This is a genomic window from Acidiphilium sp. 34-64-41 (genome assembly GCF_002282635.1).
In the GTDB taxonomy this organism is placed as follows: Bacteria; Pseudomonadota; Alphaproteobacteria; order Acetobacterales; family Acetobacteraceae; genus Acidiphilium; species Acidiphilium rubrum.
Genome location: NZ_NCJX01000011.1, coordinates 1 through 22,922, shown reverse-complemented (window position 1 = coordinate 22,922; position 22,922 = coordinate 1). Strand labels below are relative to the sequence as shown.

The following is a 22,922-nucleotide window of genomic DNA, read 5'->3' as shown; positions in this document are numbered from 1 at the left end:
TGCCTGCACCACGGCCAAACCGGTAGATAGCGGCATGACCTTGCCCTTCACATTGCCCTCCTGGATGCCCGAATGGCTTGGCCTGATCCTGCTGCTGATCGGGCTGCTCTATGCGCTGGCCATGCTGGCGATGCCGTTTTCGGTGTTCGGCGTGAAATCGCGGCTCGAAGCGATCGAGGAGCGGTTGGACCAGGTGCAGGAGGAACTGCGAATTCTGACGATGCGCCTGCCCGAGCCGTTGCGCGGCGTCGCAATCGATGAAACCCCCTACGATCCGCTGCCGCGCTCGGCCGCGGCGCATTACGAGGCGCCACGGCGCGCGCCTGCGCCGCCGCCGGAACCCTATCGGGAGCCGATTGGGCGGGCGCGGCCGGCGGCGGCCCCGCCGAGGAGCGCGCCGGTACGGCGGATCGAGCCGCGGTTGGATTGATGAAAGCAAGGCTTCTTTTTTGTAAAAAAGAAGCAAAAAACTTTTGGACTCCAGGTTTGGGACGTTGAATCGTTTGCGCGACTGGCGGAGGGGCGGGAAGTTTTTTGGAAGAAAGACCAATTTGCTCCCTACCGCGTCACGGCCAGCGGATCGACCTGGATATCGCGCGCGGTCAGGCGCATCCAGAGCCCGGCAGCCAGCAAGCCCAATCCGGCCGTCAGAATCGCGGTGGCGACAAACTGACCGGCGGGCGCCAGCAAATAATCGGTGATGACGACGGAAGGGATGAACAGGCCTAGCGCGATTAATTCCCAGCCGACCCAGATCCCCAGGACCAGCAGGCCGAGCATGATGAAGGTGATCTGGAACAGGACGCCGGCGTTCTGCTGATCGAGGCTGAGGCCGCTGAGCGGGGTGGGGATGCCGAGGCTCTGCCACAGCACGGACCAGCCGAAGAAGGCGACGAAGCACCAGAACAGTTTCTGCGCGTGTTCGGCATGGGCGGGGGCGCGGGCGCGGACCTGGCTGATCGCCCAGGTGCCGAACAGGCCGGCGACGCCGATCGCTAGGGTGAGGATGCCGGCGCGGGGGGCGAGCAGGATCAGCGCATCGTTGATCAGGAGAATGAGGCCCCAGAGCAGCAGCACATCCGCAAGCCCGGCATAGACCAGTTTGCGGGCGATGCCGCGCTTGAGGCGGGCGACTTCCTCGTCGATGTTGGTGCGGGCGCCGATCGGTAGGGTCATGGGCGCATGGATACAAGCGCGGTTTGTGGCGTCAATTGCGGTGTGTGAGGTGGGGTAGGAAGGAAGGTCTGCTTTTTTGTAAAAAAGCAGCAAAAAACTTTCATTAATCTGGTGCACAGACCCGAAACCAGCACGGACCAAATTCATAAAGTTTTTTTTGCTTCTTTTTTGTTCACAAAAAAGAAGACTCTGCTTGCCTTGCCTTATCTTGCCCTGAGCCGAAGCCCTCAGTGCGCAATCGGCTCAGGCTCGGAATCGATTGTTTCGCGCAGGGCGACGTCTTCCACTTTCAGGCCGATCAGCAGGCCGATCGCGGCGAAGCCGGCGACGGCGAGGAAGGTGATGTGGAATGCGGCGGCCAAGGCCGGGTTGAATGCGGGGGTGGTGGTGTGGTGGGCGTTGCCCAGGGCATCGATCGCGTTGCCGAGGCGCATGGTGAGGATGGTGCCGGCCAGGGTGGCGCCGAATGCGCCGCCCATGGCGCGCAGCAGCAGCAGGGTGGCGGTGGCGGCGCCGACATCGGCGCGGGGTGCGGCGTTCTGGATGGCGACCAGGGTGGAGGGCAGGATGAAGCCGAGGCCGACGCCGACCGCGAAGCACACCGCGACGATCAGGGCGAGGGGGAGGGTGTCGGGCAGGATGCCGAGCAGGAGGAAACCGAGTGCGGTGGCGGCGAGTCCGACGAGCATCAGGCCTCTGGTGCGGCCGAGTTTGCGCGCGAGTTGGCCGGAGGTGTAGGCGCCGATGGTGCTGGCGACGAGGAAGGGCATGATTTCCCAGCCCGACTGGGCGGCGTTGGCGTGGAACACCAGTTGGAAGAACAGGGGCAGCGAGAAAATGGCCGAGAACATGATCAGGGCGGTGAGAAAACCGATCGCGACCAGGCGGTTGAACGAGCCGTTGGCGAACAGGCGGACCGGCAGCAGCGGGGTGGAGGCGCGTTGTTCCCAGGTCCAGAGGGCGGCGATCAGGGCGAAGCCGGCGACGAAGACGCCTATGACCGGCACGGACAGCCAGGGGTAGGTGTGGCCGCCCCAGGACAGGCCGAGCAGAAAGGCGGTGACCGCGAGGGTCAGTAACCCCGCGCCGGCGAAATCGATTTTCCCGCCGCGGGTGACCTGGCGGAGCTGGCGCAGGCCGATCTGGCTGAGGATGAGGGCGGCGATGCCGAGAGGGAGGTTGAACCAGAAGATCCAGCGCCAGGTGAGATGATCGGTCACCCAGCCGCCGACCACCGGGCCGGCGGTGGAGGCCACACCCCAGGTGCCGGCGAGCCAGCCCTGGTATTTGCCACGTTCGCGCGGCGAGACGACATCGGCGATCGCGGCCTGCGAGATGGCGAACAGGCCGCCGCCGCCGATGCCTTGCAGGGCGCGGGCGGCGACGAGTTCGGGCAGGGTTTGGGAGATCGCGCAGAGGCAGGAGGCGATGACGAACAGGATGATCGAGGGGATCAGGGTGGTTTTGCGGCCGAATTGATCGGATAGGCGGCCGTAGAGCGGGGTGGTTGCGGTCGAGGTGAGGAGGTAGGCGGTGACGACCCAGGACAGATGGGCGAAGCCGTGCAGATCGGCGCCGATGGCGGGCACGGCGGGGATCACCACGGTCTGATCGATCGCGGCGAGCAGCATGCACAGAATGATGCCGAAAATGACCTGTAGCCGCTGCTTGTGGGTGTATTCCATGAGGCCCCGTTTGAAGATTTGCATCATTGTCCCTGCGCTGGCGGGGGGCAATGGTGTTTATGCGATAAGGTGCAGCAAGGCTGACATGCATCAGCGGGCCGCGGGTTTGCATGGTGGGCGCGGCTCGCTTACCGTATGCGGCAACCACATTCAGAACGAGAGATGCCCAAATGCCATTGAGCCCAGCGGAGTCCCGCGAATTGCTGCATCTGCGCGACATCGATATCCGCGGCTATCTGCGGACCGACGGGATGCTCGATATCGAGGCGCATATGGTCGACACCAAGACGTATAGTTTCGGCAATCATGATCGCGGCCGGATCAACGCGGGTGAGGCGCTGCACGGCATGTGGCTGCGCCTTACGGTGGATACCGGGCTGACGGTGCGACGGGCGGAGGCGGCGATGGATTCGACACCTCATGCGATCTGCTCCGGGGTTGCGCCGAATTTCGCGCGGTTGGAGGGGCTGACAATCGGACGCGGGTTTTTGAAAGGCGCGATGGAGCGCGTTGGCGGCACCCAGGGCTGCACCCATCTGCGCGAGTTGCTGCAGCAGGTGGCGACGGTGTCGATCCAGACGATGTTCAGCATCAAGGCGCACAAGGCGGCGCGCGAAGGTGGCGCGAGCGAGGACCGGTGGGAGATTCCGGCGGCGTTGCTGAACTCGTGCCACGCCTATGATGAGGAGGGTGAGTTGGTGAAAGCGGTGCGTGAGCGGGCCGCGGCGCGGGCGCTCAGCGCGGTATAAGGGTCAGGGGAAGATCAGGCGCAGTCGGCGGTTGGCCTCGGTGACGGTTGGTTCATCGAGCCTCGCTTCGAATTGCAGGCTGCGGGACTGATAATCCAGCGATCGGAGGTTGGACAGGATTGTCGCACCTTTGACGCGCCCGGCGGTGATCGGCAGTTCGAAGCCGCTCAGCTTGCCGGTTTTGGACGTGATCGGCACGACCATGACCATGCCAGTGCCCTGGTTGAACAGGGTGGCGGAGAGGACCAGGCCGTAATGCGGGCCACGCATTTCATGGCCGATGGTGGGAGACCAGTCGAGATGGATGATATCGCCGAGCGCGGGGACGTAGCCGTGGCGTGCAAAATCGTCGCCTCGTTTGGGACCATTTGTGGGCTTGGCCGGCGGTGGCACGGTCAGAGTGTTTCACGACCGGATGGTTGTTCATTGATCCAGGTGGTGAGGCGTTGCTTTACATCGTTCGGGTCGTAATCGACCAGCAGATCGGCCAGGGTTTTCGGGCGGGGATCGGCTGCTTCGGCGATCATTGTTTCGAACTGAGTTTCGCGGAGGAGTAGGAAGGCTTCGCCGCGCCGCTTGATCCGGACGACGCCCTGGGTTGCGGCATCGAGGATCGGGCCGGATTGTTTCAGATCGCTGGCCGTGAAGTTGGCAATGGCGTCGATCGACATTGGCACTATACCTCGATTTCGGATAATCCGTAAAATACGGATATAACGGAATAAAGGCAAGGGCGGTATTGAGCCGCAGTTAGCGTCACCGGCGCGGCACAGATGACCAAAGTTTTTTTTGCTTCTTTTTTGTTCACAAAAAAGAAGACCTTACCTTGCCTTCAGCTTGCTACGATAACCCGAATTGCCTGACCAGGGCCGCGACCTGATCTGGTGTCAGCATCCGTGGATTGAGGTTGCGCAGCAACAGGACCAGTTTGGCCGTTTCTTCGAGTTCCTCGATGGCGAAGACGGCGGCGTCGAGTTTTTTGGCGGCGACGACGGGGCCGTGATTGGCGAGCAGCACGGCGCTGTGGCGGCCGGCGAGGCCGCGGATGGCGGTGGCGACGGCGGGGTCGCCGGGCATGTGGTAGGGGATCAGGGCAAGTTTGCCGACGCGCATGACAGCGTAGGGGGTGATCGGCGGCAGGGCTTCGGCGGGGTCGAGATTGGGCAGGGTGGAGAGGGCGACGGCGTGGGTTGAGTGGAGGTGCACCACCGCGCCGGCATCGGGCCGTGTGTCGTACAGCGCATCGTGCAGCGGGATTTCCTTGGTGGGTTTATCGCCCGAGAGGAGGGTGCGGTTGCGGTCGAGCCGGGCGATGCGGGCGGGGTCGAGGAAGCCGAGCGAGGCATCGGTGGGGGTGCAGAGCCAGCCGCCGTCTTCGAGGCGGACGCTGATGTTGCCCGAGGCGCCGGGGGTCAGACCGCGCTCGAACAGAGAGCGGCCGAACCGGCAGATGGCTTCGCGGAGGGCGGATTCGCTCACGATTTGGGGGGCAGGCCGTTCAGCTCGGCGATGATATCGGACAGCATGGGCACGTAATCGTCGCCATGGCCGGTGCCGATGGCCAGCGCGTAGGAGTTGCGCACGGCGGTGGCGATCGGGTTGGCGGCGTTCTGGGCCTGGGCGAAGGCGTTGAGGTAGGAGGTGTCCTTCAGTGCGTTCGAGAGGGTGAATTTATGGGCGTTGCGATCGCGCCCGACCACGTAGTTCATGTAGGTTTGGTAGAAGCCGCAATCCATCCGTCCGCCGCTGATCACACTGTGGAAGGTCTCGGCGCTGAGGCCGGATTTTTCCCCGAGCATGAGCGCTTCGGCGTAGAGCGCGCCGTAGCCGAGCGAGAGGAAATTGTTCAGCAGTTTCATGGTGTGGCCGGTGCCGGTGGGGCCGGTGTGGATCATGCGCTGGGAGAAGGTTTCAATGATCGGGCGGATCCGGTCGATCGTGGCCGGATCGCCGCCGACCATGACATCGAGCGTGCCCTCCCAGGCATCCTTGGGGGTGCGGCCGAGCGGGGCGTCGATCAGGGTGATGTGTTCGGCGGCGAGGCTGGCCGCGAGTTTGGTGGTGACCGAGGGATCGGAGGTCGAGCAATCGACGATGATCAGCGGTTTGCCGGCGGCGGCGAGACCGTGTTCGCCCTGGGTGACCGCCATGACCTGGTCGCTGCCGGTGACGCAGAGGAAGACGATGTCGCTTGCTTCGGCCAGGGCTTTCGGGGTCTTGGCTTCGGTGGCGCCGCGACCGATCAATTCCTCGACCGGGGTGCGGTTGCGGTGGCCCATGACCGTGAGGGGATAACCCGCCTCGATGATGTTTTTCGCCATGCCGTGGCCCATGAGGCCGACGCCGATGAAGCCGATTTTGTCTTTGGTCATGTTGGGCCTTTATAGAAATAAAAGAGGAAGTAGTCCTTTTTTGAAAAAAAGGACCAAAAAACTTTTGTCAGTTGACGTAGTCGCGCCAGTGGTGGGCTTGTTTGAAGCCTAGGACTTCGCGGGTTTTTTTGTTCGAGAGCAGGGTTTCATATTCCGACAGTTCGCCATGGACAGGGACGCCGGGGTAGAAGCGGCTGAGCAGCTCGGCGGTGGGCAGGTCCGACGAGGTATCGCCGCTGGCGGCGTTGAACACCTGATAGCCTAGCCCATCCTTTTCGATCGCGAGGCGGCAAATCTCGCCGAGGTCGCGCGCATCGATATAGCTCCAGGCGATGCGCTTGCGAAAACCCGGATCGGCGAAGAATTGCGGGAACTGGGCGTATTCATGCGGCTCGATCACGTTGCCGATGCGGATCGCGTAGATGTCGATGCCCGAGCGCAGGGCAAAGGCGCGGGCGGTGCGCTCGTTGCAGATTTTCGACAGCGCGTAGCTGTCCATCGGGTCGACCGGATATTCCTCGTCGAGTGGGAAATAGTCGGGGTTGCGCGGTTCGTTGGCGAACACGAGACCGTAGGTGGTCTCGCTCGATGCGATGATGACTTTTTTAATGCCGAGCTTCACCGCGGCTTCGATCACGTTGTAGGTGCCCATGGTGTTGATGCGGAACACCTCGTTGTCCGGCGTAATCATGATGCGCGGGATGGCGGCGAAATGGACCACCGCATCGATCGGTTCCGGGCGGAGCGACGGGTCGAACTCGTGTAGGCCGGTATAGCTGGACAGGGCGTTGAACACCTGGCCGGAATCGGTGATGTCGGTGATCAGGGTGCGGACTTTGGGATTATCGAGCGGCTTGGTGTCGAGGTTGAGCACGCGATAGCCGTGCTCGACCAGATGCGCGACGGCGTGCTTGCCGGCTTTGCCGGTGCCGCCGGTGAAGATGATTTTTTTCATGAGGGAGACTCCGTATCGAGGGAAAGTCGCCGGCGGCTGGGCCGCCGGCGTCAGGGTCAGAAGTGGTACTGGTCGATATTGGCCGCGGTGAACACCAGCGGCTTGCTGAAGACGATGACTTTGTCCTTCACGGTGTAGGTGCCAAGCCCGGTGACGGTGAAGGTGTCGTTGGCTTTGAGCTTGTCATCGGCGGCGAGGCGGGAGACGTTCATGACCAATTCGCCTTCCTTGACTTCATCCCACAGCGGGCTTGCCTTGATGATGCCGTCCTTGACGTATTGGCGGATCGAATCGGGGTCGCTCGCGCCGGTGACGAAAACCTTGCCGGTGCGGCCTAGTTTTTTCACCGCGGCGGCCGCGCCGACTTCGGCGGCACCGTCGGGCGCGATGATTGCGGTGACATCCGGATAGGCCTGCAGGATGTTGAGCCCGGCCGAAAGCGATTTCGAGGGGCTGGATTCACCATATTGCGTGGTCACCACAGTCATTTTCGGAAAATTCGCGGTCATGTAGGTTTTGACCGCGCCGAGCCAGGCGTTCTGAATCGCGGCATCCGGGGTCGAGGACAGGATGGCGACTTTGGCGTCCGGCCCTGCGTATTTTTCAACCGAGTCGACCATCGCCTTGCCCATTGCGGGGTAGGAGGTGTTCTGGATGAAGAAGTCCCGCGCATCGGGGGCGACATCGGAATCGTAGCTGACCACTTTGATGCCCTGTTTCATCGCGCGTTCGAGGGCGGGGGCCGGCTGGGTCGGGTTGTTCGAGGTGATGGTGATGACGTTGAAGCGGCGCGCGATCAGGCTGTTGATGATATCGACCTGGCCCTGTGCGGAGGCGGTAACCGGACCGGTGTAGAGGAACTGGATGTTGAGTTTTTTGGCTACAGCAATTGCGCCTTTTTCGTTCGCCTTGAATACCGAAAGGCCGATGAGCTTGGGTACCATGGCGACCTTAATGCGCTTGCCCTGCGCGTGAGCGGGGGCGATGCCGGCGAGGCTGCAAAGGGCCGAGGCGAGAAGCAGGGTTTTGGTGATGGATTTCATGGAAAGTCTCCGCTGATGCTGTTTTTGATTGAGGTTGATGGCTGGGTCAGGTGTTCGGCGGCGCGGCCTCCTGTTTGCGGGAATCGATCAGGCGCAGTAGGAGCGCGCCGTAGCCGAAGCCGCGATCGGACAACAGGTTTTTCGCGGCGATCGAGACGAGGAGGATGGCGCCGGTCAGCATGGTGGTGACCATGTCGGAAAATCCGGCGATCAGCATGCCCTGACGCAATACGCCGAGGATCAGCACGCCGAGGGTGACGCCGAGAATGCCGCCTTCGCCGCCGAAAATACTGACGCCGCCGAGCACGACCATGGTGATGGCGGTGAGCAGCAGGATGTTACCCATGTCCGGCCGGACCGCATCGTAATAGGAGGCGAGCACGATGCCGGCGAAGGCGGCCATGAAGCCGCTGATCGCGTAGACTTTGCGCAGCAGGCCGGGAACCGCAACACCTGCGTAATGCGCGGCATCGCGATTGTAGCCGACCATGATGATGCGCCGGCCGAAGCCGGTGCGGGTGACCAGGATCGAAAATCCAATGGCGATCATGATGAACATCAGAAGCTGGACCGGCAGGACGACCGCGATTGTGCCGCTGCCGAGCACGGCGAAGGGTTTGCCGAAACCGTAGGGCGGCGAGGCGCCGGCGAGTGCGGTGGCGATGCTGGTGTAGATGAAACTGGTGGCCAGCGTGGCGATCAGCGGTTCGATCCGCAGGCGGGTGATGACGATGCCGTTGAGCCAGCCGAGGGCAGCACCGATGATCAGCGCGAGCAGCGATGCAAGCCAGATGTCGAGCCCGGCGGATTTGGTGAGGATTGCCATGATGACGGCGCTGAGGCTGGCGATGGCGCCGACCGAAAGATCGATCCCGCCGGTGAGGATGACCACGGCGAGGCCGATGGCGACGAAGCCGAACGGGAGGAATTGTTCCGTGATGGCGAGCGTGCCGCCGAAGCCGGCATAGAAGCCGGGGATGAGGGTGCTGAAGGCGAGCAGCAGGGCGATCAGGATGATCGCGAGCGTGCGGTCCCACGCGTCGCGGGGGAGGAAGCGTTTCATCGGGCCGCTCCGCGTTTGGCGCCGAGGGTGACGGCGGCGAGGATCATCAAGCCCTCGCCTGCGGAATACCAGATGGCCGGAACATGGAGGAACACCAAGGCGGTGATGACGACGCTGAGGAAAATGCTGCCGATGACGGTGCCGGCGAGGTTACCGCGGCCGCCGCTGATCAGCGTGCCGCCGATCAGCGCGATGGCGATGGATTGCAACTCGACATGGTCGCCGGTTCCGGTTGTCGCGGTGGCGGAGCCCGTATAGGCGACGAAGACGAGGCCGCCAAACGAGGCGAGGGCACCGGCGATCATGTAGACGAACAGCAACGTGCGTTTGACCGGGATGCCGGCGTTGTAGGCGGCGCCCGCGTTGTTGCCGACCGCGAGGATGTTCCGGCCGAAGATCATGTGGTTCAGCACGAACCACGCGAACAAGGCGACCGCCGCGAGCGCGAGCACTGGGGTCGGCACCGGCAGGTGGGGGATCAGGTTGCCGTTGCCGAAGGTCGCGAACTGGTTCGAGACCTGATCGACCTGGGTGCCGTTGGAGACGATGAAGGTGAGGCCGCCGAACAGGCTGTAGGTGCCGAGGGTCGCGATGATCGGTGGGATGCGGACCCAGGCGACCAGCAGGCCGTTGATGCTGCCGAGCGCTGCACCGAGGATCAGGCAGAGCGGCAGGGCGGCGGCGAGCGGCAGATGGATCGTGGTGGAGGCGAGGCCGAACACCACGGCGCTGAGCCCCATGACGGCGGAGACCGAGAGATCGATCCCACTGGTCATGATGACGAAGGTCTGGCCGATCGCGATCAGGCCGAGCACGACGGCGCTGAGCACCATGAATTCGAGATTGTCGTATTGCATGAAGCTCGGCTTGACGATGCCGACGCCGAGCACGATGGCGATGGTGACGACGAGCAGGGTAATTTCGCGAATCTCGCGGCGCGGGCGGCGCTTTTGCAGCGCGGCATTGATCGTTGTGGTGCTCATGCCGGCCCGCTCCCAGCGCCGAGGAACGCCGCGCCGACGCTGGCGGCGGTGATTTCGGCGCCGCGCAGTTCGGCCGTGATCCGCCCGCCATAGATGGCGAGAATGCGGTCGCACAGGGCGATCAATTCTTCGAGTTCCGAGGAAATCACGATGATTGCCATGCCGGCTTGCGAAAGCTCTTCGATCAGGCGGTAGATGTCTTCCTTGGCACCGACATCGACGCCGCGGGTCGGTTCATCGAGGATGGCGACCGTGGGGTTGGTGCTCATCCATTTGCCGAAGACGATCTTTTGCTGGTTGCCGCCGGAAAGTTCGCGCATCGGCTGGGCCGGGCCGCGCGCGCGGACCCGAAAGCGCGCGATGGTCTGCTTGGCAATCTCGGCTTCACGCACGCGGTCGAGCAGGCCGACGCCGCGCTGCAGCCTGGTGATCTGCCCGGCGGTGGCATTGTCGCGGATCGACATCGGCAGAATCGCGCCGTGGCGGGCACGGTCTTCGGGAACATAGACCAGCCCCGCCTCGATGATGTGCGGGATCAAGGCGGTGGTGATGTCCTGCCCGTTTAGCATGACGGTGCCTGCGGATTTTTCGCGCAGGCCGCAGATCGCCTCGGCGATTTCGGTGCGCCCGGCGCCGATCAACCCGGCGAACCCGACGATTTCACCGGGATGAACATCAAGGTCGATCGCGCGGAAGGCGGTGGGGTGGGTCAGGCCGCGCACGGTCAGCGCAGGCGTGCCGACGCCAGCGCGGTGGATGCGCTTGCGGTCGAAGTTGAGGGTGCGGCCGACCATGGCGCTGACCAGGCGTGAGCGGTCGAAGCCGGTGCGGTCGACCTCGTCGGTCACCGCACCGTCGCGCAGCACGCTGATGCGGTCGCTGATGTCCATCACCTCGTCCATGCGGTGGCTGATGAAACCGAGCGTGTAGCCATCGTCGCGCAGCCGGCGGATGATGCCGAACAGGAAACCGACCTCGCGCGATGTGAGCGGGGAGGTCGGTTCGTCGAACAGGATGATGCGGCAGCCGCGCAGCAGGGCCTTGGCGCACTCGACGAGCTGCTGCTGCGCGATGCTGAGGTGCCGGGCATCGTCGCGCACATCGATATCGAGGCCGAGCGTGCGCAGGGCATCCTGGCTGCGCGCACGGATGCTGCGCCAATCGACGCGGCCGGGCAGTGGGCCGCTAGTGGGCAGCATGCCGAGATACATATTTTCCGCGACGCTGAGTTCGCCCATTAGCGCGGGTTCCTGCGGGACCAGGTAGATGCCGTGGGCTTGGGCGGCGTGCGGGTTGCGCAGGTCGAGCTGTGCGGCATCGAGCGTGATGGTGCCGGCGTCGGGGCGGTGAATGCCGGCGAGGACGCGGAACAAGGTGGATTTGCCGGCGCCGTTTTCGCCCATCAGCGTATGGACTTCGCCGGGTGCGAGGCCGAGGCTGACGCGCTTGAGCACGCGGTTCGCGAGGAAGCTCTTGTCGATCGCGACGGCGCTGAGCCGACCGCTGCGCGGGGCGAACGCCTGATCGGGCGCCTGATCTTGACCGAACGCGAGCGTTGGCGGTGACGTTGCGAGCACGTTTCGTTTCCCTTTGCGCGGTGCGGTTATAATCGGCTGCCCGGCTGAGACCGATATAGGCGGGGATTTTTGGTAGCGCAACCAAAATCTGACAGCGCTACCATCTTGCGCGGCGAACAAAACTTCGCGATAATCGATGTTAATTGAAACAGCCGCGTTCAATCGCGGGACAGTTTGGAGAGACGCGCCGGTTATGGACCCATCGTCCGCCTCGTTGCGCCCGCGCGAACCGCGGCGCGGCCGTCGTACTGCCGTGACGCTGAGCGACGTGGCGGCGGCGGCCGGTGTTTCACCGATCACGGTATCCCGCGCGCTGAATACGCCTGAGACGGTTTCGGAGGTTTTGCGCGGGCGGATCAATGCGACGGTCGAGGCTTTGGGCTATGTGCCCAACCGGATGGCGGGTGCGCTGGCCTCGGCCAAGACACGGGTGATTCCGGTGATCGTGCCGTCATTGTCGAACGTCGTGTTCGTCGAGGTGATAGAGGGGATTCAGGAGACGATCGAGGCGGCAGGCTATCAGATGCTGCTGGGCAGCACCGATTATGATCTGGATCGTGAGGCGGCACTGGCTTCCACCTTGTTGGGTTGGGCGCCGCCAGGTGTTTTGCTCGCGGGATTACGGCATCTGCCGCGCACGGCGACGCTGTTGAAGAACGCCGATGTGCCGGTGGTCGAGTTCATGGAATATGGCGCGCGCTGCATCGACATGAATGTCGGCTTGTCGCACGTGCGAGCCGGCGCGGTGATGGCGGCGCATCTGCTCGAGCGCGGGTATCGGCGGATTGGGTTCGTCGGCACGCGGATGCGCGATGATTATCGGGCACGACAGCGTTATGATGGCATGCGCCGACATATTGCCGAGGTCGGTGGGGCAAGCGATATTTTGTTTGAGTATCCATGGGGACCAGGGCAGGAGGTTGGGTGGCATGCGCTGGCCGATGTTTTGGCGGCGGATCCGCAGGTCGATGCGCTGTTCTTTGCCAATGACGAGATGGCGGTGGGGGCGGTTTTGCGGGCGCAGCGCGAGGGCATTGCGGTGCCGGGGCGGGTTGCGGTTGCGGGGTTCAATGGCTTGCCGATGAGCGCGTTGGTGACGCCGGCGCTGACCACGATTACTTCGCCGCGAAAAGAAATCGGCAAGCAGGCGGCGACCATGCTGCTATCCCGGATCAATGGCACCCCGCCCGCGCAACGCCGCATCGACGTAGGTTTCGTGCTGGAAGCCCGCAGCAGCACATGATCGAAATGAATAAAAGTTTTTTGGTTCTTTTTTTCAAAAAAGAACTGTCTTCTTTCCTTTTTGATTTGGAGTTCACCCCATGACTACGCCCCGCATCGCCGTAATCGGCCTAGGTTCGATGGGTTTCGGCATGGCGGTATCGCTGGTCCGTGCGGGGTTCGATGTGGCCGGCTACGATGTGGTTGCGGCGAATGCGCAGCGCCTTGCCGACGCCGGTGGGTATGTGGCGGCAACGCCGGCGGCCGCCGCTGTGGGTGCGGATGCGGTTGTGTGCGTGGTGGTGAATGCGGCGCAGACCGAGGCGATCCTGTTTGGCGCGGATGGTTGTGCTGCCGCGATGGCGCCGGGTTCGGTGTTCATCTCCTGTGCGACGATGGCGCCGGATGTGGTGCGGGCTCTGGCGGCGCGGTTGGAAGGGCAGGGGCTGCATTATCTGGATGCGCCGATCAGTGGCGGCGCGGCGCGGGCGGCGGAAGGCAAGCTGACGGTTCTGGCCTCCGGCAGTGCGGCGGCGTTCGAGCGGGCGCGACCGGTGCTGGGGGCGCTGGCGGCGACGCTGCATGAGCTTGGCGATGCGCCGGGCGTTGGTGCGGGCTTCAAGATGGTCAACCAGTTGCTGGCCGGGGTGCATATTGCGGCGGCGTGCGAGGCGGTGGCGTTCGGCGCTTCACTCGGGCTGGATTTGCGGAAACTCTACGAGGTGATAACGGGTTCGGCCGGCAATAGCTGGATGTTCGAGAACCGGGTGCCGCATATTCTGGACGCGGATTATGCGCCGCGCAGCGCGGTGAATATTTTTACCAAGGATCTGGGAATCGTGCTCGACATGGCGCGGACGGCGCCGCTTGCGGTGCCGATGGCGGGATCGGCGTTGCAGTTGTTTCTGATGACGGCGGCGGCGGGGATGGGGCGGGATGATGATGCCTCGGTCGCGCGGTTGTTTGCGATGATTTCCGGGGTGCAGTTGCCGCAGGGGCAGTAAGTCAGTTGTTCTTTTTTATGAAAAAGAACCAAACAACTTTTATTATGGGATCACAGATATGGTTCGGTTTGCGGCGAATTTGACGATGATGTTTACTGAGCATGCATTTCTCGATCGGTTCGCTGCGGCGGCCGATGCGGGGTTTGATGCTGTGGAGTTCCTGTTTCCGTATGAGCATCCGCCCGAGGCGATCGGCACGCGCCTCGCGCAGCACGGGCTGACGCAGGCGCTGTTCAATCTGCCGCCGGGCAATTGGGCGTCGGGCGAGCGGGGGCTGGCATCGTTGACGGGACGTATCGATGAAATGGTCGATGGGACCGCGCGGGCGCTTGAGTATGCGGCGGCGACCGGGGTGACGCGGCTGCATCTGATGGCCGGCATCGGTGACCCGCACGATCCGGCGGCGATGGCGCGCTATCGGGATGCGGTGGTGCGGACGGCGGAGACGCTCGCGGCGCATGGGATCGATCTGTTGCTGGAGCCGATCAATGCGCGCGATATGCAGGGATATTTTCTCAATGATATCGATGCAGCGGCGGCGATGATCGCTGAGCTTGGGATCGGCAATGTGCGTTTGCAGTTCGATATGTATCACTGCCAGATCATTCACGGCGACATCACGATGCGGTTACGCAACCATATCAAGATGATCGGCCATGTGCAGGTTGCCAGCGTGCCTTCGCGCAACGAACCGGATGGCGAGGAGGTGAATTACCCGTTCTTGTTCGATGAACTAGACCGGCTGGGCTATGCCGGCATCGTCGGTTGCGAATACCGGCCGCGTGGGGCGACGCGCGAGGGACTCGGCTGGTTCGAAAGTCTGCGGCGGTGAGCCTGAAGCTGGGTTGCATTGCCGATGATTATACCGGTGCGTCCGATCTGGCGAACACGCTGACGCGGCAGGGGCTGCGCACGATCCAGACGATCGGCGTGCCGGAGGCAGGGTTGGCGTTGGGTGAAGTCGATGCCGTGGTGGTCGCACTCAAGACGCGCTCGGTGCCGGCGGCGGATGCGGTGGCACGGTCGCTGGGAGCGCTGGCCTGGCTACGGGGCGAGGGCGCGGGGCACATCATGTTCAAGGTCTGCTCGACCTTCGATTCGACGGATGCCGGCAATATCGGGCCGGTGACCGAAGCGCTGGCGGCGGCGCTGGATGCATCGGTGGTTCCGGTGACGCCGGCGTTTCCCGAAACCGGGCGCACCGTGTTTCAGGGGCATTTGTTCGTGGGCTCGCGGCCGCTGCACGAAAGTCCGTTGAAGGATCACCCGCTGAACCCGATGCGGGATTCCGATTTGGTGCGGGTGCTGGCGCGGCAGTCGGCGCGGGCTGTCGGGTTGGTTGCGCTCGACTGCGTCGAGCGCGGCGCGGCGGCGATTAGTACGCGACTGGCGGCGCTGGGCGATACCGGCGTGCGGAGCGCAATTGTCGATGCTGTGTCGGAACGAAATCTGTTCGCTCTGGGTGAAGCGGCGTTTGCGATGAGGCTTTCGACCGGGGCGTCTGGCCTGGGATTGGGACTGGCACGGGCAGCGGTGGGTGCGGGGCAGGCGGCTGCGGTGCCGGCCTGGCCTGATGTTGACGGTCACGCCGCGATCATTGCCGGCAGTTGTTCGGCCGCGACGTTGGAACAGATCGATGCGGTGGAGAGCACTTTGCCGGTGGCACGGCTCGATATCGATCGGCTGCTGGGTGATGCGGGGTATGCGGCTGGGATGCTGGCGTGGGCCGCGGAGCGCCTGGCGGATGGGCCGGTGCTGCTTGGGAGCAGCGCGACGCCTGCTGTGGTCGGCCGGTTGCAATCGGTGCATGGCGCTGGTGTGGGCGCGCGGATTGAGGCGGCGCTGGCGGAATTGGCGGCGGGCCTGGTTGGGCTCGGGGTTCGGCGGTTGATTGTTGCGGGGGGTGAAACCTCGGGGGCGGTAATCGATCGGCTTGGAGTGACGGCGCTCGAAATCGGCGGCGAGATTGCCCCGGGGGTGCCGCTGTTGCGCAGCCTGGGCGGGGAGACGATGCTGTTTGCGCTGAAATCGGGCAATTTCGGCGGGCCTGGGTTTTTTCGGGCGGCGTTGGGGGCGATGGGGTTATAACAGTGAGAAAAGCGCTTCTTTTTTTGACCAAAACGAAGACTCGTCCTTCCCTTTCGTGCTGACCTTTTTTACGGCTTGATATAGCTGAATCCATGCGACTCAAGCTGCACGATCCGCACGATTCCGGCGGGCACGATCATGGCCTGCGGCACCAGTTTGGGAACGTGGCCGAGTGCGCGGGCCATGGCTTGGAGCGTGTTGTTGCAGGCATCGAACTCGACCCCAGACTTATTGAGCGCGTTGATCCGGTCGGCGACCGGTGAGTTCGCCAGCAGCATGTGCAGACCGGGGCCGAAGGCTACCAGGACGATCTGTGTCTGGTCATTTCCCAGCAGTTTCAGCGCGTTTTCGGCGTTGTTCAGGGCGAGCGACCAGATTGCCGGATCGTTCCCGCTGATCTGGATGACCATGTGGCTGGTGGCGAAAGGGTGCGGGTGCTGGAAGATGGGGTGGTCGAACTGGAATGTTTTCAGCATTGCTGGAAGATGGGGTGGTCGAACTGGAATGTTTTCAGCATCGAAGGGTTCGCGTAGGCGGCGCCGGTGATTGTGAGGCTTGTGGCCACGGCGATGCCGGTGATGGTGCGGCTGATTGAGCTGAACATGACATCTCCGTTGCCGACCCCGCGCCTATGCGACGTCTGGCACAGTATAGGCGGGCACCTGGCGGGGGGGAAGTGCGGCGGTTGCTACGATTTGACGAAGACCTCGAAGGCGGCTTGGTAATCCGGGTGCCAGCGCGAGAGTGCCGGGCGGTTGTGGATGATGTCGCCGGCGGCCCAGGCGATGCGCTTGTGGTCGATGGCTTGAGTTACCGCGTTGTCTGGGCAGAGGATGTAGAAATCGCCCTGCGCGAGGCGTTCGGCCATGAAGGCGACCACTTGTTCCGGTGTCCATGCGGCATCGGGTTTTTCGGCGACGCGTTTTTTGGTGAAGCCCGTGAAGGTGAAGCCGGGGATCAGGAGATGGGCGGTGACCGGTGATCCGGCTTCGCGCAGATCGTGCGCCAGGGCTTCGGTGACGGCTTTGATGCCGGCCTTGGAGACATTGTAGGCGGTATCGCCGGGCGGCATGGTGATGCCCTGTTTCGACCCCGTATTGATGATCGCGGCCGGGATACCTTGCGCCATCAAGGTCGGCATGAAAACCTGCACGCCGTTGATGACGCCCCATAGATTGGTGTCGATGATGGTGTGCCAGCGGGCGGCATCGGCGGTGAGGCCGCCACCACCTTCGACGCCGGCATTGTTCATCAGCAGGCCGATCGGGCCGGATCGCGCGGCGATGTCGTGCAGACGCTGGACGTCGGCACGGTTTCCGACATCGGTGACGATGGTTTCGATCGTGGTGCCTGGATGGTCGGTGAAGATGGCGGCGCGGGCAGATTCGAGCGCGGTTTGGTCGATATCCGCAAGGAACAGGCTCATTCCATTTGCGGCGCAGTGTTGCGCGGTGGCGAGGCCGATGCCGCTGGCGCCGCCCGTGATGACGGCGCCGCGACCGGCGGTGAATGCGGGGTGTTGGCTCATGGGGGTTCTCCGAAAGGGGCTGCGCGCTGCGCTGCCGGTTCAACCCATACGATTGGCACGCGCGAGCACGACGTCAAGCAGGATCTGGGTGCCGGCTTCCGCTTCGTCCGGCGTGATCGATTCCGCTTCGTTGTGGGAGAGACCGTCCTTGCACGGGGTGAAGATCATGGCGGTGGGGATGACGGTGGCAACGTGTACGGCATCGTGCCCGGCGCCGGAGACCATTTCGCGGGCGGGGTAGCCAAGGCGGGCGCAGGCCTGGCGGACCAAATCGATGCAGTCTGCATCGAACGGGGTGGCGGCAACGCGGAACACCGGGGTGATGCGGAGCGCGAGGCCGCGGGCGGCGGCAAGATCGGCCGCCTGCTTCGGGAAATCATCGACGATGGTGGCGATCACCGCATCGTCAGGATGGCGGAATTCGCAGCCGAAGCGGATTTCACCAGGGACGACATTGGGCGAATTGGGGTGTACGGTCAGGCGGCCGACCGTGCCGCGTCCGGCATCGCCCTGCGCGCGCATGATGCGTTCGACCAGCAGAATGATTTCGGCGGCGCCTGCGAGCGCATCGCGCCTGGCGTCGGGCGGGGTGGTGCCGGCGTGGGAATCCTGGCCGGTCAGTGTGGCGTCGAACCAGACCTGTGCTTGTGCGCCTGTGACGATGCCGATGGTTTTGGCCTCGCGCTCGAGGATGGGACCTTGTTCTATGTGCAGTTCAAAATAGGAATCGGCCGGCGTGTGCGTGGCGGGTTCCGCGCCTTCGGCACCGATGGCGGTGAGCGCTTCGGCGACGGAGATGCCTTCGGCATCGCGCAGGGATTTGATGGTGGCTTCGGGATGGACGCCGGCCCAGACGGCGCTGCCCATCATGGCGCGGCCGAAGCGCGATCCTTCCTCGTCGGTCCAGTTGATCAGTTCGACCGGGGCTTCAGTGACGATGCCGAGATCGTCGAGCGTGCGCATCACTTCGAGTCCGGCGATGACGCCCAGCGCGCCGTCGAACTTGCCGCCGGTCGGTTGGCTGTCGAGATGGCTGCCGAACAGGACGGGCGGGCGTGAATTGTCACGTCCGGGGCGGCGGGCGAACATGTTGCCCATGCTGTCGGACCGGAGGGTGAGGCCGGCCTGTTTGCACCAAAGGGCAAACTGGGCGCGGCCGCTGCGATCGACCTCGGTGAGGGTGACGCGGTTGACGCCGCCTTTCGGCGTGGCACCGATCGTCGCCATTGCCATCAAAGTGTCCCAGAGGCGTTTGCCGTCGATCCGATAATTGCTGCTTTGCACCATGATGCCCCCGCGTGGTTCAAGTTGGGCGCAAAATCGCGCGGCGTGGCGCGCAATGCAAGCGCGCCGTGGCGGGGGTTGCCCTGGGGCGGTCGGGGCGACAATATGTGCGCAGGAAATATTGAGGGTACGCCATGAAATCGCGCGGTCATTTCATCGACAACCAACATATCGATGGCGAGGGAACACGGCACCTGCCGGTGTTCGACCCAGCCCTGGGGACGCAAACCGGCGTGGTCGCGGTGGCGACGCCTGCTGAGGTCGAGCGCGCGATTGCCGGCGCTGTGGCTGCGTTTCCGGCCTGGGCGGCTACCCCGCCGCTGCGGCGCGCGCGGGTGATGTTCAAGTTCAAGGAACTGATCGAGACGCATAAGGGCGAGTTGGCCGCGCTAATCACCAACGAGCACGGCAAAGTGCTGTCGGATGCGGCGGGCGAGGTGGTGCGCGGCATGGAGGTGGTGGAATTCGCCTGCGGCATTCCCGACGTGCTCAAGGGGGAATATTCGCGCAACGTGGGCACCAACGTCGATAGCTACACGATCCGCGCACCGCTTGGCGTGGTGGCGGGGATTACGCCGTTCAATTTTCCGGCGATGGTGCCGTTGTGGATGTTTCCGGTCGCGATTGCGTGCGGCAATTGCTTTATCCTGAAGGTTTCCGAGAAAGTACCCTCGGCCGCGCTGCGGTTGGCGGAATTGTTGAAAGAGGCCGGCTTGCCGGCGGGCGTGTTCAGCGTGGTCAATGGTGATCGTGACGTGGTGGATACGCTGCTGACCGACAAGCGGATTGCCGCGATCAGCTTTGTCGGCTCGACGCCGATTGCCGAGCATATTTTCACCACGGCTTCGGCACATGGCAAGCGGGTGCAGGCGCTGGGCGGGGCGAAGAACCACATGGTGGTGATGCCGGACGCGGATTTGGATCAGACCGTCGATGCGCTGATGGGGGCGGCCTATGGCTCCGCCGGAGAGCGCTGCATGGCGATTTCGGTGGCCGTCGCGGTGGGTGATATCGCCGATGAGTTAGTAGACCGGCTTGCGAGAGGTGCAAGGGCGCTGAAGATAGGGCCGGGCACAGATCATGAGGCCGAGATGGGGCCGTTAGTGTCCAAGGAACATAAGGCCAAGGTCCTGTCATATATCGATATCGGTATCGCGGAGGGGGCGAAACTGGTGGTCGATGGCCGCGGGTTGAAACTGCAGGGGCATGAGGACGGGTATTTCGTCGGGCCGACCCTGTTCGACCATGTGCGCCCGGGCATGCGGATTCATTCCGAGGAAATTTTCGGGCCGGTGCTGTCGGTGGTGCGGGAAAAGACGTTCGATGATGCGGTTTCGATTATCAATGCGCATGAGTTCGGTAATGGCACGTCGATTTTCACGCGCGACGGCGATGCGGCGCGCAGTTTTGCCGATCAGATCGAGGTCGGCATGGTCGGGATCAACGTGCCGATTCCGGTGCCGATGGCGTTTCATTCGTTCGGCGGGTGGAAGCGGTCGAGCTTTGGCGATCACGGCATGCACGGGCGCGAGGGTGTGCATTTCTATACCAAGCTCAAAACCATGACGTCGCGCTGGCCGACCGGTATTCGCGCCGGTGCCGAGTTCGCCATGCCGACGATGCGGTAAAGGGGGCTATCATGTCACTCACGAAAATCTGGGGTGAAAATCGCGCGGTGTTGAATGGCTGGCTGGCGATTCCTGATGGATTTGCCAGCGAGATCATGGCGCACCAGGGTTGGGACAGTCTGACGGTCGATCTGCAGCACGGCGTGGTCGATTACGCCGCCGCGGTGCGGATGCTGACCGCGATCAGCACGACCGACGTGGTGCCGATCGTGCGGGTGCCGTGGGTCGATCCCGGCATCATCATGAAATCGCTCGATGCCGGCGCGCTCGGCGTGATCTGCCCGATGATCAACTCGGTCGAAGACGCCAGGGTGTTTGCCAATGCGATGCGCTACGCACCGCAGGGTGGGCGGAGTTACGGGCCGATCCGCGCGAGCTTCGTACATGGTGCCGATTACGCCAGCCAGGCGAACGACCTGGTCACCGGCTTTGCCATGATCGAGACCAAACAGGCGGTCGGCGTGCTCGATGATATTCTGGCGGTGCCCGGGATCGATGCGGTGTATATCGGGCCAAACGATCTGGCGCTGACACTCGGTATGGCACCGCAGTTCGACCCGACGCATCCCACCATGATGGAGGCGATCGAACATATCCTGGCGCGCGCGAAACATCACAACAAGCGGGCCGCGATTCACACCGGATCGGCGGGGTATGCGAAAATGATGGTGGGCAAAGGCTTCGATCTGGTCACGGTCGGGTCGGATTCGCGCTTCATTGCGCAAGGTGCGGCTGAGGCGGTCTCAGCGTTTCGCGCGACGACCTGACCGCATATGGCAGGCGGTGCGCATTTCGATGTCGTCGTGGTGGGTGCCGGCCTGTCCGGTATTGGCGCGGCCTGCCATCTAATGCGCGAGACACCGGAGCGCAGCTACGTCGTGCTGGAGGGGCGCGATGCGATCGGCGGGACGTGGGATTTGTTCCGCTATCCCGGAATTCGATCTGATTCGGATATGTATACGCTGGGGTACTCGTTTCGTCCCTGGACCGACTCCAAAGCGATCGCGCCAGGCCCTGCGATCCTGAACTACGTGCGCGAGACGGCGCGGGAATTCGGCGTCGATCGGCACATCCGGTTCGGGCACCATGTCAAAAGCGCTGCGTGGGACAGTGCACGCGCGCTGTGGACTGTGACCGCAACCACTGAGGCTGATGGCAAGACGGTCGAATTTACCTGCGATTTTCTGTTTATGTGCAGCGGCTATTACGATTATGACGGCGGTCATTTGCCTGCGTTTCCGGATGCCGCTTCGTTTGGCGGCCGCATCGTTCATCCACAGTCCTGGCCGGCTGATCTTGATTATGTCGGCAAGCGCATCGTGGTGATCGGCAGCGGCGCCACCGCCGTGACGCTGGTGCCGGAACTTGCGAAAACCGCAGCACATGTGACGATGCTGCAACGCTCGCCGACGTATATCGTTTCTCGCCCGTCCGAAGATGCGTTCGCCAACCGGATGCGCCGGCGCCTGCCCGCCCAGCTTGCCTATGGTGTCACGCGCTGGCGGAACGTGCTGCTTGGGATGTTTTTCTACAACCTCGCCCGCCGCAAGCCCGAACGGGTCAAAGCCGGGATCATCGGCCTCGCGCGCCAGGCGCTTGGGCCGGATTACGACGTCGCGACCCATTTTACGCCACGCTACAAGCCCTGGGATCAGCGCCTCTGTCTGGTGCCCGACGGTGATTTGTTCACCGCTTTGAAATCGGGCGCCGCGAGCATCGTCACCGATCAGATCGAGCGGTTCACCAGCACCGGTATCGCTCTCCGCTCCGGCGCAACACTCGCCGCTGATATTATCGTCGCTGCCACCGGCTTGAAACTGAAGCTGCTCGGCGGACTCGACGTCATGGTGGACGGCAAGACAGTCGATTTTGCAAAAACGCTGAGCTACAAGGGTATGATGATCAGCAACGTACCGAACTTCGCGGTCTCGTTCGGCTATACCAACGCGTCCTGGACCCTGAAATCGGACCTGACCGCAGCCTACGTCTGCCGCCTGCTCAATCACATGAAGCGCCATAACTACACCAAATGCACGCCGCTCCGTAACGATCCATCAGTCACCGAAGAACCATTCCTCGACTTCACCTCGGGCTACGTGCAACGCGCCATTGCGCTGTTCCCCCGCCAAGGTTCGAAAAAACCCTGGCGCCTCTACCAGAATTACGTCCGCGACCTGCTCATGATGCGCTGGGGTAAACTCGCCGACGGTACCATGGCATTCACCCGCCATCCGCATGGGTGATGTCGCGATAGCAAGCAAAGCGGGGGGATTTCCCTCCAGAGCCATTCCAGTGATGACGAGCATCGCTGGAACCTTCGGCTCCTCCGCCCCCTCGACCCCCACTAAGGGCTTAGCCCATAGAATCCGCAAGTGTTAGGCAAGGGGAGGGCGCTGCCTCGGTGGTTCAACTGTTTGGGCCTGGGTCGCCCTTCCCTTGCCTAAAACTAATGGATTTTAAAGGCTCTGCCTTTAAGGAACCTCTGAACAGCGCAATTTTTCCCTTTCGTTCGTTCGTAGGACGGATGGTAGGCCGGTAGCGTCTGTGTTGGGCTGCCTGACGTCCG

At 63.2% G+C, this 22,922-nt stretch carries 24 protein-coding genes; 9 read left to right on the top strand and 15 right to left on the bottom strand.

The window, feature by feature from the left end:
• The first annotated feature begins 34 nt into the window (after positions 1-34).
• Complete coding sequence (locus B7X49_RS03440) at positions 35-430, top strand: hypothetical protein (RefSeq protein ID WP_286703803.1); 396 nt, start codon at positions 35-37, stop codon at positions 428-430.
• Positions 431-558: 128 nt separating this feature from the next.
• Here the strand turns inward: B7X49_RS03440 and B7X49_RS03435 are convergent, their stop codons facing one another.
• Together B7X49_RS03435 and B7X49_RS03430 are read right to left on the bottom strand one after the other, a co-directional pair.
• Positions 559-1,176, bottom strand: a complete 618-nt coding sequence (locus B7X49_RS03435; RefSeq protein WP_286703802.1) for a hypothetical protein — start codon at positions 1,174-1,176, stop codon at positions 559-561.
• A gap of 227 nt (positions 1,177-1,403) precedes the next feature.
• Entirely contained in the window at positions 1,404-2,861 is a 1,458-nt protein-coding gene (locus tag B7X49_RS03430) for an MDR family MFS transporter (protein ID WP_286704505.1), read from the bottom strand.
• A gap of 170 nt (positions 2,862-3,031) precedes the next feature.
• Between B7X49_RS03430 and B7X49_RS03425 the strand changes: the two genes are divergently transcribed.
• Complete coding sequence (locus B7X49_RS03425; RefSeq protein WP_286704504.1) at positions 3,032-3,610, top strand: DUF2889 domain-containing protein; 579 nt, start codon at positions 3,032-3,034, stop codon at positions 3,608-3,610.
• Positions 3,611-3,613: 3 nt separating this feature from the next.
• On the opposite strand, the gene B7X49_RS03420 is transcribed toward B7X49_RS03425, so the two are convergent.
• The 9 genes from B7X49_RS03420 to B7X49_RS03380 form a co-directional block, all read right to left on the bottom strand.
• Complete coding sequence (locus tag B7X49_RS03420) at positions 3,614-4,003, bottom strand: type II toxin-antitoxin system PemK/MazF family toxin (RefSeq protein ID WP_286704503.1); 390 nt, start codon at positions 4,001-4,003, stop codon at positions 3,614-3,616.
• Positions 4,004-4,005: 2 nt separating this feature from the next.
• On the bottom strand, positions 4,006-4,281 hold the full coding sequence (locus B7X49_RS03415) for a hypothetical protein (protein ID WP_286704502.1): 276 nt from the start codon (positions 4,279-4,281) through the stop codon (positions 4,006-4,008).
• Between the two features lie 169 nt (positions 4,282-4,450).
• The gene (locus B7X49_RS03410) at positions 4,451-5,089 is read right to left on the bottom strand and encodes an aldolase (protein WP_286704501.1); all 639 of its coding nucleotides are present in this window, start codon (positions 5,087-5,089) and stop codon (positions 4,451-4,453) included.
• Positions 5,086-5,982: an NAD(P)-dependent oxidoreductase gene (locus B7X49_RS03405; RefSeq protein ID WP_286704500.1), complete on the bottom strand. Its 897-nt coding sequence runs from the start codon at positions 5,980-5,982 to the stop codon at positions 5,086-5,088. Before B7X49_RS03405 ends, B7X49_RS03410 begins: the two co-directional genes overlap by 4 nt.
• 67 nt (positions 5,983-6,049) lie before the next feature.
• Positions 6,050-6,937, bottom strand: a complete 888-nt coding sequence (locus tag B7X49_RS03400) for an NAD(P)-dependent oxidoreductase (RefSeq protein ID WP_286704499.1) — start codon at positions 6,935-6,937, stop codon at positions 6,050-6,052.
• A gap of 56 nt (positions 6,938-6,993) precedes the next feature.
• Positions 6,994-7,980: a substrate-binding domain-containing protein gene (locus tag B7X49_RS03395; RefSeq protein ID WP_286704498.1), complete on the bottom strand. Its 987-nt coding sequence runs from the start codon at positions 7,978-7,980 to the stop codon at positions 6,994-6,996.
• A 46-nt stretch (positions 7,981-8,026) separates the two neighbouring features.
• Positions 8,027-9,043, bottom strand: a complete 1,017-nt coding sequence (locus B7X49_RS03390) for an ABC transporter permease (protein ID WP_286704497.1) — start codon at positions 9,041-9,043, stop codon at positions 8,027-8,029.
• Positions 9,040-10,026: an ABC transporter permease gene (locus tag B7X49_RS03385; protein ID WP_286704496.1), complete on the bottom strand. Its 987-nt coding sequence runs from the start codon at positions 10,024-10,026 to the stop codon at positions 9,040-9,042. The genes B7X49_RS03390 and B7X49_RS03385 overlap by 4 nt, the downstream gene beginning before the upstream one ends.
• Complete coding sequence (locus B7X49_RS03380) at positions 10,023-11,603, bottom strand: sugar ABC transporter ATP-binding protein (RefSeq protein ID WP_286704495.1); 1,581 nt, start codon at positions 11,601-11,603, stop codon at positions 10,023-10,025. Before B7X49_RS03380 ends, B7X49_RS03385 begins: the two co-directional genes overlap by 4 nt.
• Before the next feature lie 193 nt (positions 11,604-11,796).
• Here B7X49_RS03380 and B7X49_RS03375 point away from each other — a divergent pair, with 193 nt between their 5' ends.
• The 4 genes from B7X49_RS03375 (at position 11,797) to otnK (ending at position 15,916) form a co-directional block, all read left to right on the top strand.
• On the top strand, positions 11,797-12,846 hold the full coding sequence (locus tag B7X49_RS03375) for a LacI family DNA-binding transcriptional regulator (protein ID WP_286704494.1): 1,050 nt from the start codon (positions 11,797-11,799) through the stop codon (positions 12,844-12,846).
• A 79-nt stretch (positions 12,847-12,925) separates the two neighbouring features.
• Entirely contained in the window at positions 12,926-13,828 is a 903-nt protein-coding gene (ltnD, locus tag B7X49_RS03370) for an L-threonate dehydrogenase (protein ID WP_286704493.1), read from the top strand.
• A 58-nt stretch (positions 13,829-13,886) separates the two neighbouring features.
• Positions 13,887-14,660, top strand: a complete 774-nt coding sequence (gene otnI / locus B7X49_RS03365) for a 2-oxo-tetronate isomerase (RefSeq protein WP_286704492.1) — start codon at positions 13,887-13,889, stop codon at positions 14,658-14,660.
• On the top strand, positions 14,657-15,916 hold the full coding sequence (otnK, locus tag B7X49_RS03360) for a 3-oxo-tetronate kinase (RefSeq protein WP_286704491.1): 1,260 nt from the start codon (positions 14,657-14,659) through the stop codon (positions 15,914-15,916). The genes otnI and otnK overlap by 4 nt, the downstream gene beginning before the upstream one ends.
• 68 nt (positions 15,917-15,984) lie before the next feature.
• On the opposite strand, the gene B7X49_RS03355 is transcribed toward otnK, so the two are convergent.
• The 4 genes from B7X49_RS03355 to B7X49_RS03340 form a co-directional block, all read right to left on the bottom strand.
• Complete coding sequence (locus B7X49_RS03355; protein WP_286838278.1) at positions 15,985-16,392, bottom strand: DsrE family protein; 408 nt, start codon at positions 16,390-16,392, stop codon at positions 15,985-15,987.
• Positions 16,386-16,520 carry a hypothetical protein gene (locus B7X49_RS03350; RefSeq protein ID WP_286838275.1) on the bottom strand — a complete coding sequence of 45 codons (135 nt, stop codon included), beginning with the start codon at positions 16,518-16,520 and terminating at the stop codon, positions 16,386-16,388. The genes B7X49_RS03355 and B7X49_RS03350 overlap by 7 nt, the downstream gene beginning before the upstream one ends.
• An 84-nt stretch (positions 16,521-16,604) precedes the next feature.
• Positions 16,605-17,444, bottom strand: a complete 840-nt coding sequence (locus tag B7X49_RS03345; RefSeq protein WP_286704489.1) for an SDR family oxidoreductase — start codon at positions 17,442-17,444, stop codon at positions 16,605-16,607.
• Positions 17,445-17,483: 39 nt separating this feature from the next.
• A complete protein-coding gene (locus tag B7X49_RS03340; protein ID WP_286704488.1) occupies positions 17,484-18,731 on the bottom strand; it encodes a Zn-dependent hydrolase in 1,248 nt (415 codons plus the stop codon).
• A 131-nt stretch (positions 18,732-18,862) separates the two neighbouring features.
• Between B7X49_RS03340 and B7X49_RS03335 the strand changes: the two genes are divergently transcribed.
• Genes B7X49_RS03335 through B7X49_RS03325 form a run of 3 tightly spaced genes read left to right on the top strand, consistent with a single transcriptional unit; the run spans position 18,863 to position 22,599 of the window.
• Complete coding sequence (locus B7X49_RS03335) at positions 18,863-20,356, top strand: CoA-acylating methylmalonate-semialdehyde dehydrogenase (protein ID WP_286838272.1); 1,494 nt, start codon at positions 18,863-18,865, stop codon at positions 20,354-20,356.
• Between the two features lie 11 nt (positions 20,357-20,367).
• Positions 20,368-21,123 (top strand): HpcH/HpaI aldolase/citrate lyase family protein, encoded by a 756-nt coding sequence (locus B7X49_RS03330; protein WP_286704486.1) that lies wholly within the window; start codon positions 20,368-20,370, stop codon positions 21,121-21,123.
• A gap of 6 nt (positions 21,124-21,129) precedes the next feature.
• Positions 21,130-22,599 (top strand): NAD(P)/FAD-dependent oxidoreductase, encoded by a 1,470-nt coding sequence (locus tag B7X49_RS03325; protein ID WP_286704485.1) that lies wholly within the window; start codon positions 21,130-21,132, stop codon positions 22,597-22,599.
• The last annotated feature ends 323 nt before the right edge of the window (positions 22,600-22,922 follow it).

Bases quoted from the DNA above. Each gene is read 5' to 3' on its own strand.
- otnI (WP_286704492.1), top strand. From the start codon at position 13,887: ATGGTTCGGTTTGCGGCGAATTTGACGATGATGTTTACTGAGCATGCA.
- B7X49_RS03375 (WP_286704494.1), top strand. From the start codon at position 11,797: ATGGACCCATCGTCCGCCTCGTTGCGCCCGCGCGAACCGCGGCGCGGC.
- ltnD (WP_286704493.1), top strand. From the start codon at position 12,926: ATGACTACGCCCCGCATCGCCGTAATCGGCCTAGGTTCGATGGGTTTC.
- B7X49_RS03425 (WP_286704504.1), top strand. From the start codon at position 3,032: ATGCCATTGAGCCCAGCGGAGTCCCGCGAATTGCTGCATCTGCGCGAC.
- B7X49_RS03355 (WP_286838278.1), bottom strand. From the start codon at position 16,392: ATGCTGAAAACATTCCAGTTCGACCACCCCATCTTCCAGCACCCGCAC.
- B7X49_RS03400 (WP_286704499.1), bottom strand. From the start codon at position 6,937: ATGAAAAAAATCATCTTCACCGGCGGCACCGGCAAAGCCGGCAAGCAC.
- B7X49_RS03325 (WP_286704485.1), top strand. From the start codon at position 21,130: ATGGCAGGCGGTGCGCATTTCGATGTCGTCGTGGTGGGTGCCGGCCTG.
- B7X49_RS03435 (WP_286703802.1), bottom strand. From the start codon at position 1,176: ATGACCCTACCGATCGGCGCCCGCACCAACATCGACGAGGAAGTCGCC.
- B7X49_RS03385 (WP_286704496.1), bottom strand. From the start codon at position 10,026: ATGAGCACCACAACGATCAATGCCGCGCTGCAAAAGCGCCGCCCGCGC.
- B7X49_RS03330 (WP_286704486.1), top strand. From the start codon at position 20,368: ATGTCACTCACGAAAATCTGGGGTGAAAATCGCGCGGTGTTGAATGGC.
- B7X49_RS03340 (WP_286704488.1), bottom strand. From the start codon at position 18,731: ATGGTGCAAAGCAGCAATTATCGGATCGACGGCAAACGCCTCTGGGAC.
- B7X49_RS03335 (WP_286838272.1), top strand. From the start codon at position 18,863: ATGAAATCGCGCGGTCATTTCATCGACAACCAACATATCGATGGCGAG.
- B7X49_RS03345 (WP_286704489.1), bottom strand. From the start codon at position 17,444: ATGAGCCAACACCCCGCATTCACCGCCGGTCGCGGCGCCGTCATCACG.
- B7X49_RS03430 (WP_286704505.1), bottom strand. From the start codon at position 2,861: ATGGAATACACCCACAAGCAGCGGCTACAGGTCATTTTCGGCATCATT.
- B7X49_RS03405 (WP_286704500.1), bottom strand. From the start codon at position 5,982: ATGACCAAAGACAAAATCGGCTTCATCGGCGTCGGCCTCATGGGCCAC.
- B7X49_RS03350 (WP_286838275.1), bottom strand. From the start codon at position 16,520: ATGTTCAGCTCAATCAGCCGCACCATCACCGGCATCGCCGTGGCCACA.
- B7X49_RS03395 (WP_286704498.1), bottom strand. From the start codon at position 7,980: ATGAAATCCATCACCAAAACCCTGCTTCTCGCCTCGGCCCTTTGCAGC.
- B7X49_RS03440 (WP_286703803.1), top strand. From the start codon at position 35: ATGACCTTGCCCTTCACATTGCCCTCCTGGATGCCCGAATGGCTTGGC.
- B7X49_RS03390 (WP_286704497.1), bottom strand. From the start codon at position 9,043: ATGAAACGCTTCCTCCCCCGCGACGCGTGGGACCGCACGCTCGCGATC.
- B7X49_RS03415 (WP_286704502.1), bottom strand. From the start codon at position 4,281: ATGTCGATCGACGCCATTGCCAACTTCACGGCCAGCGATCTGAAACAA.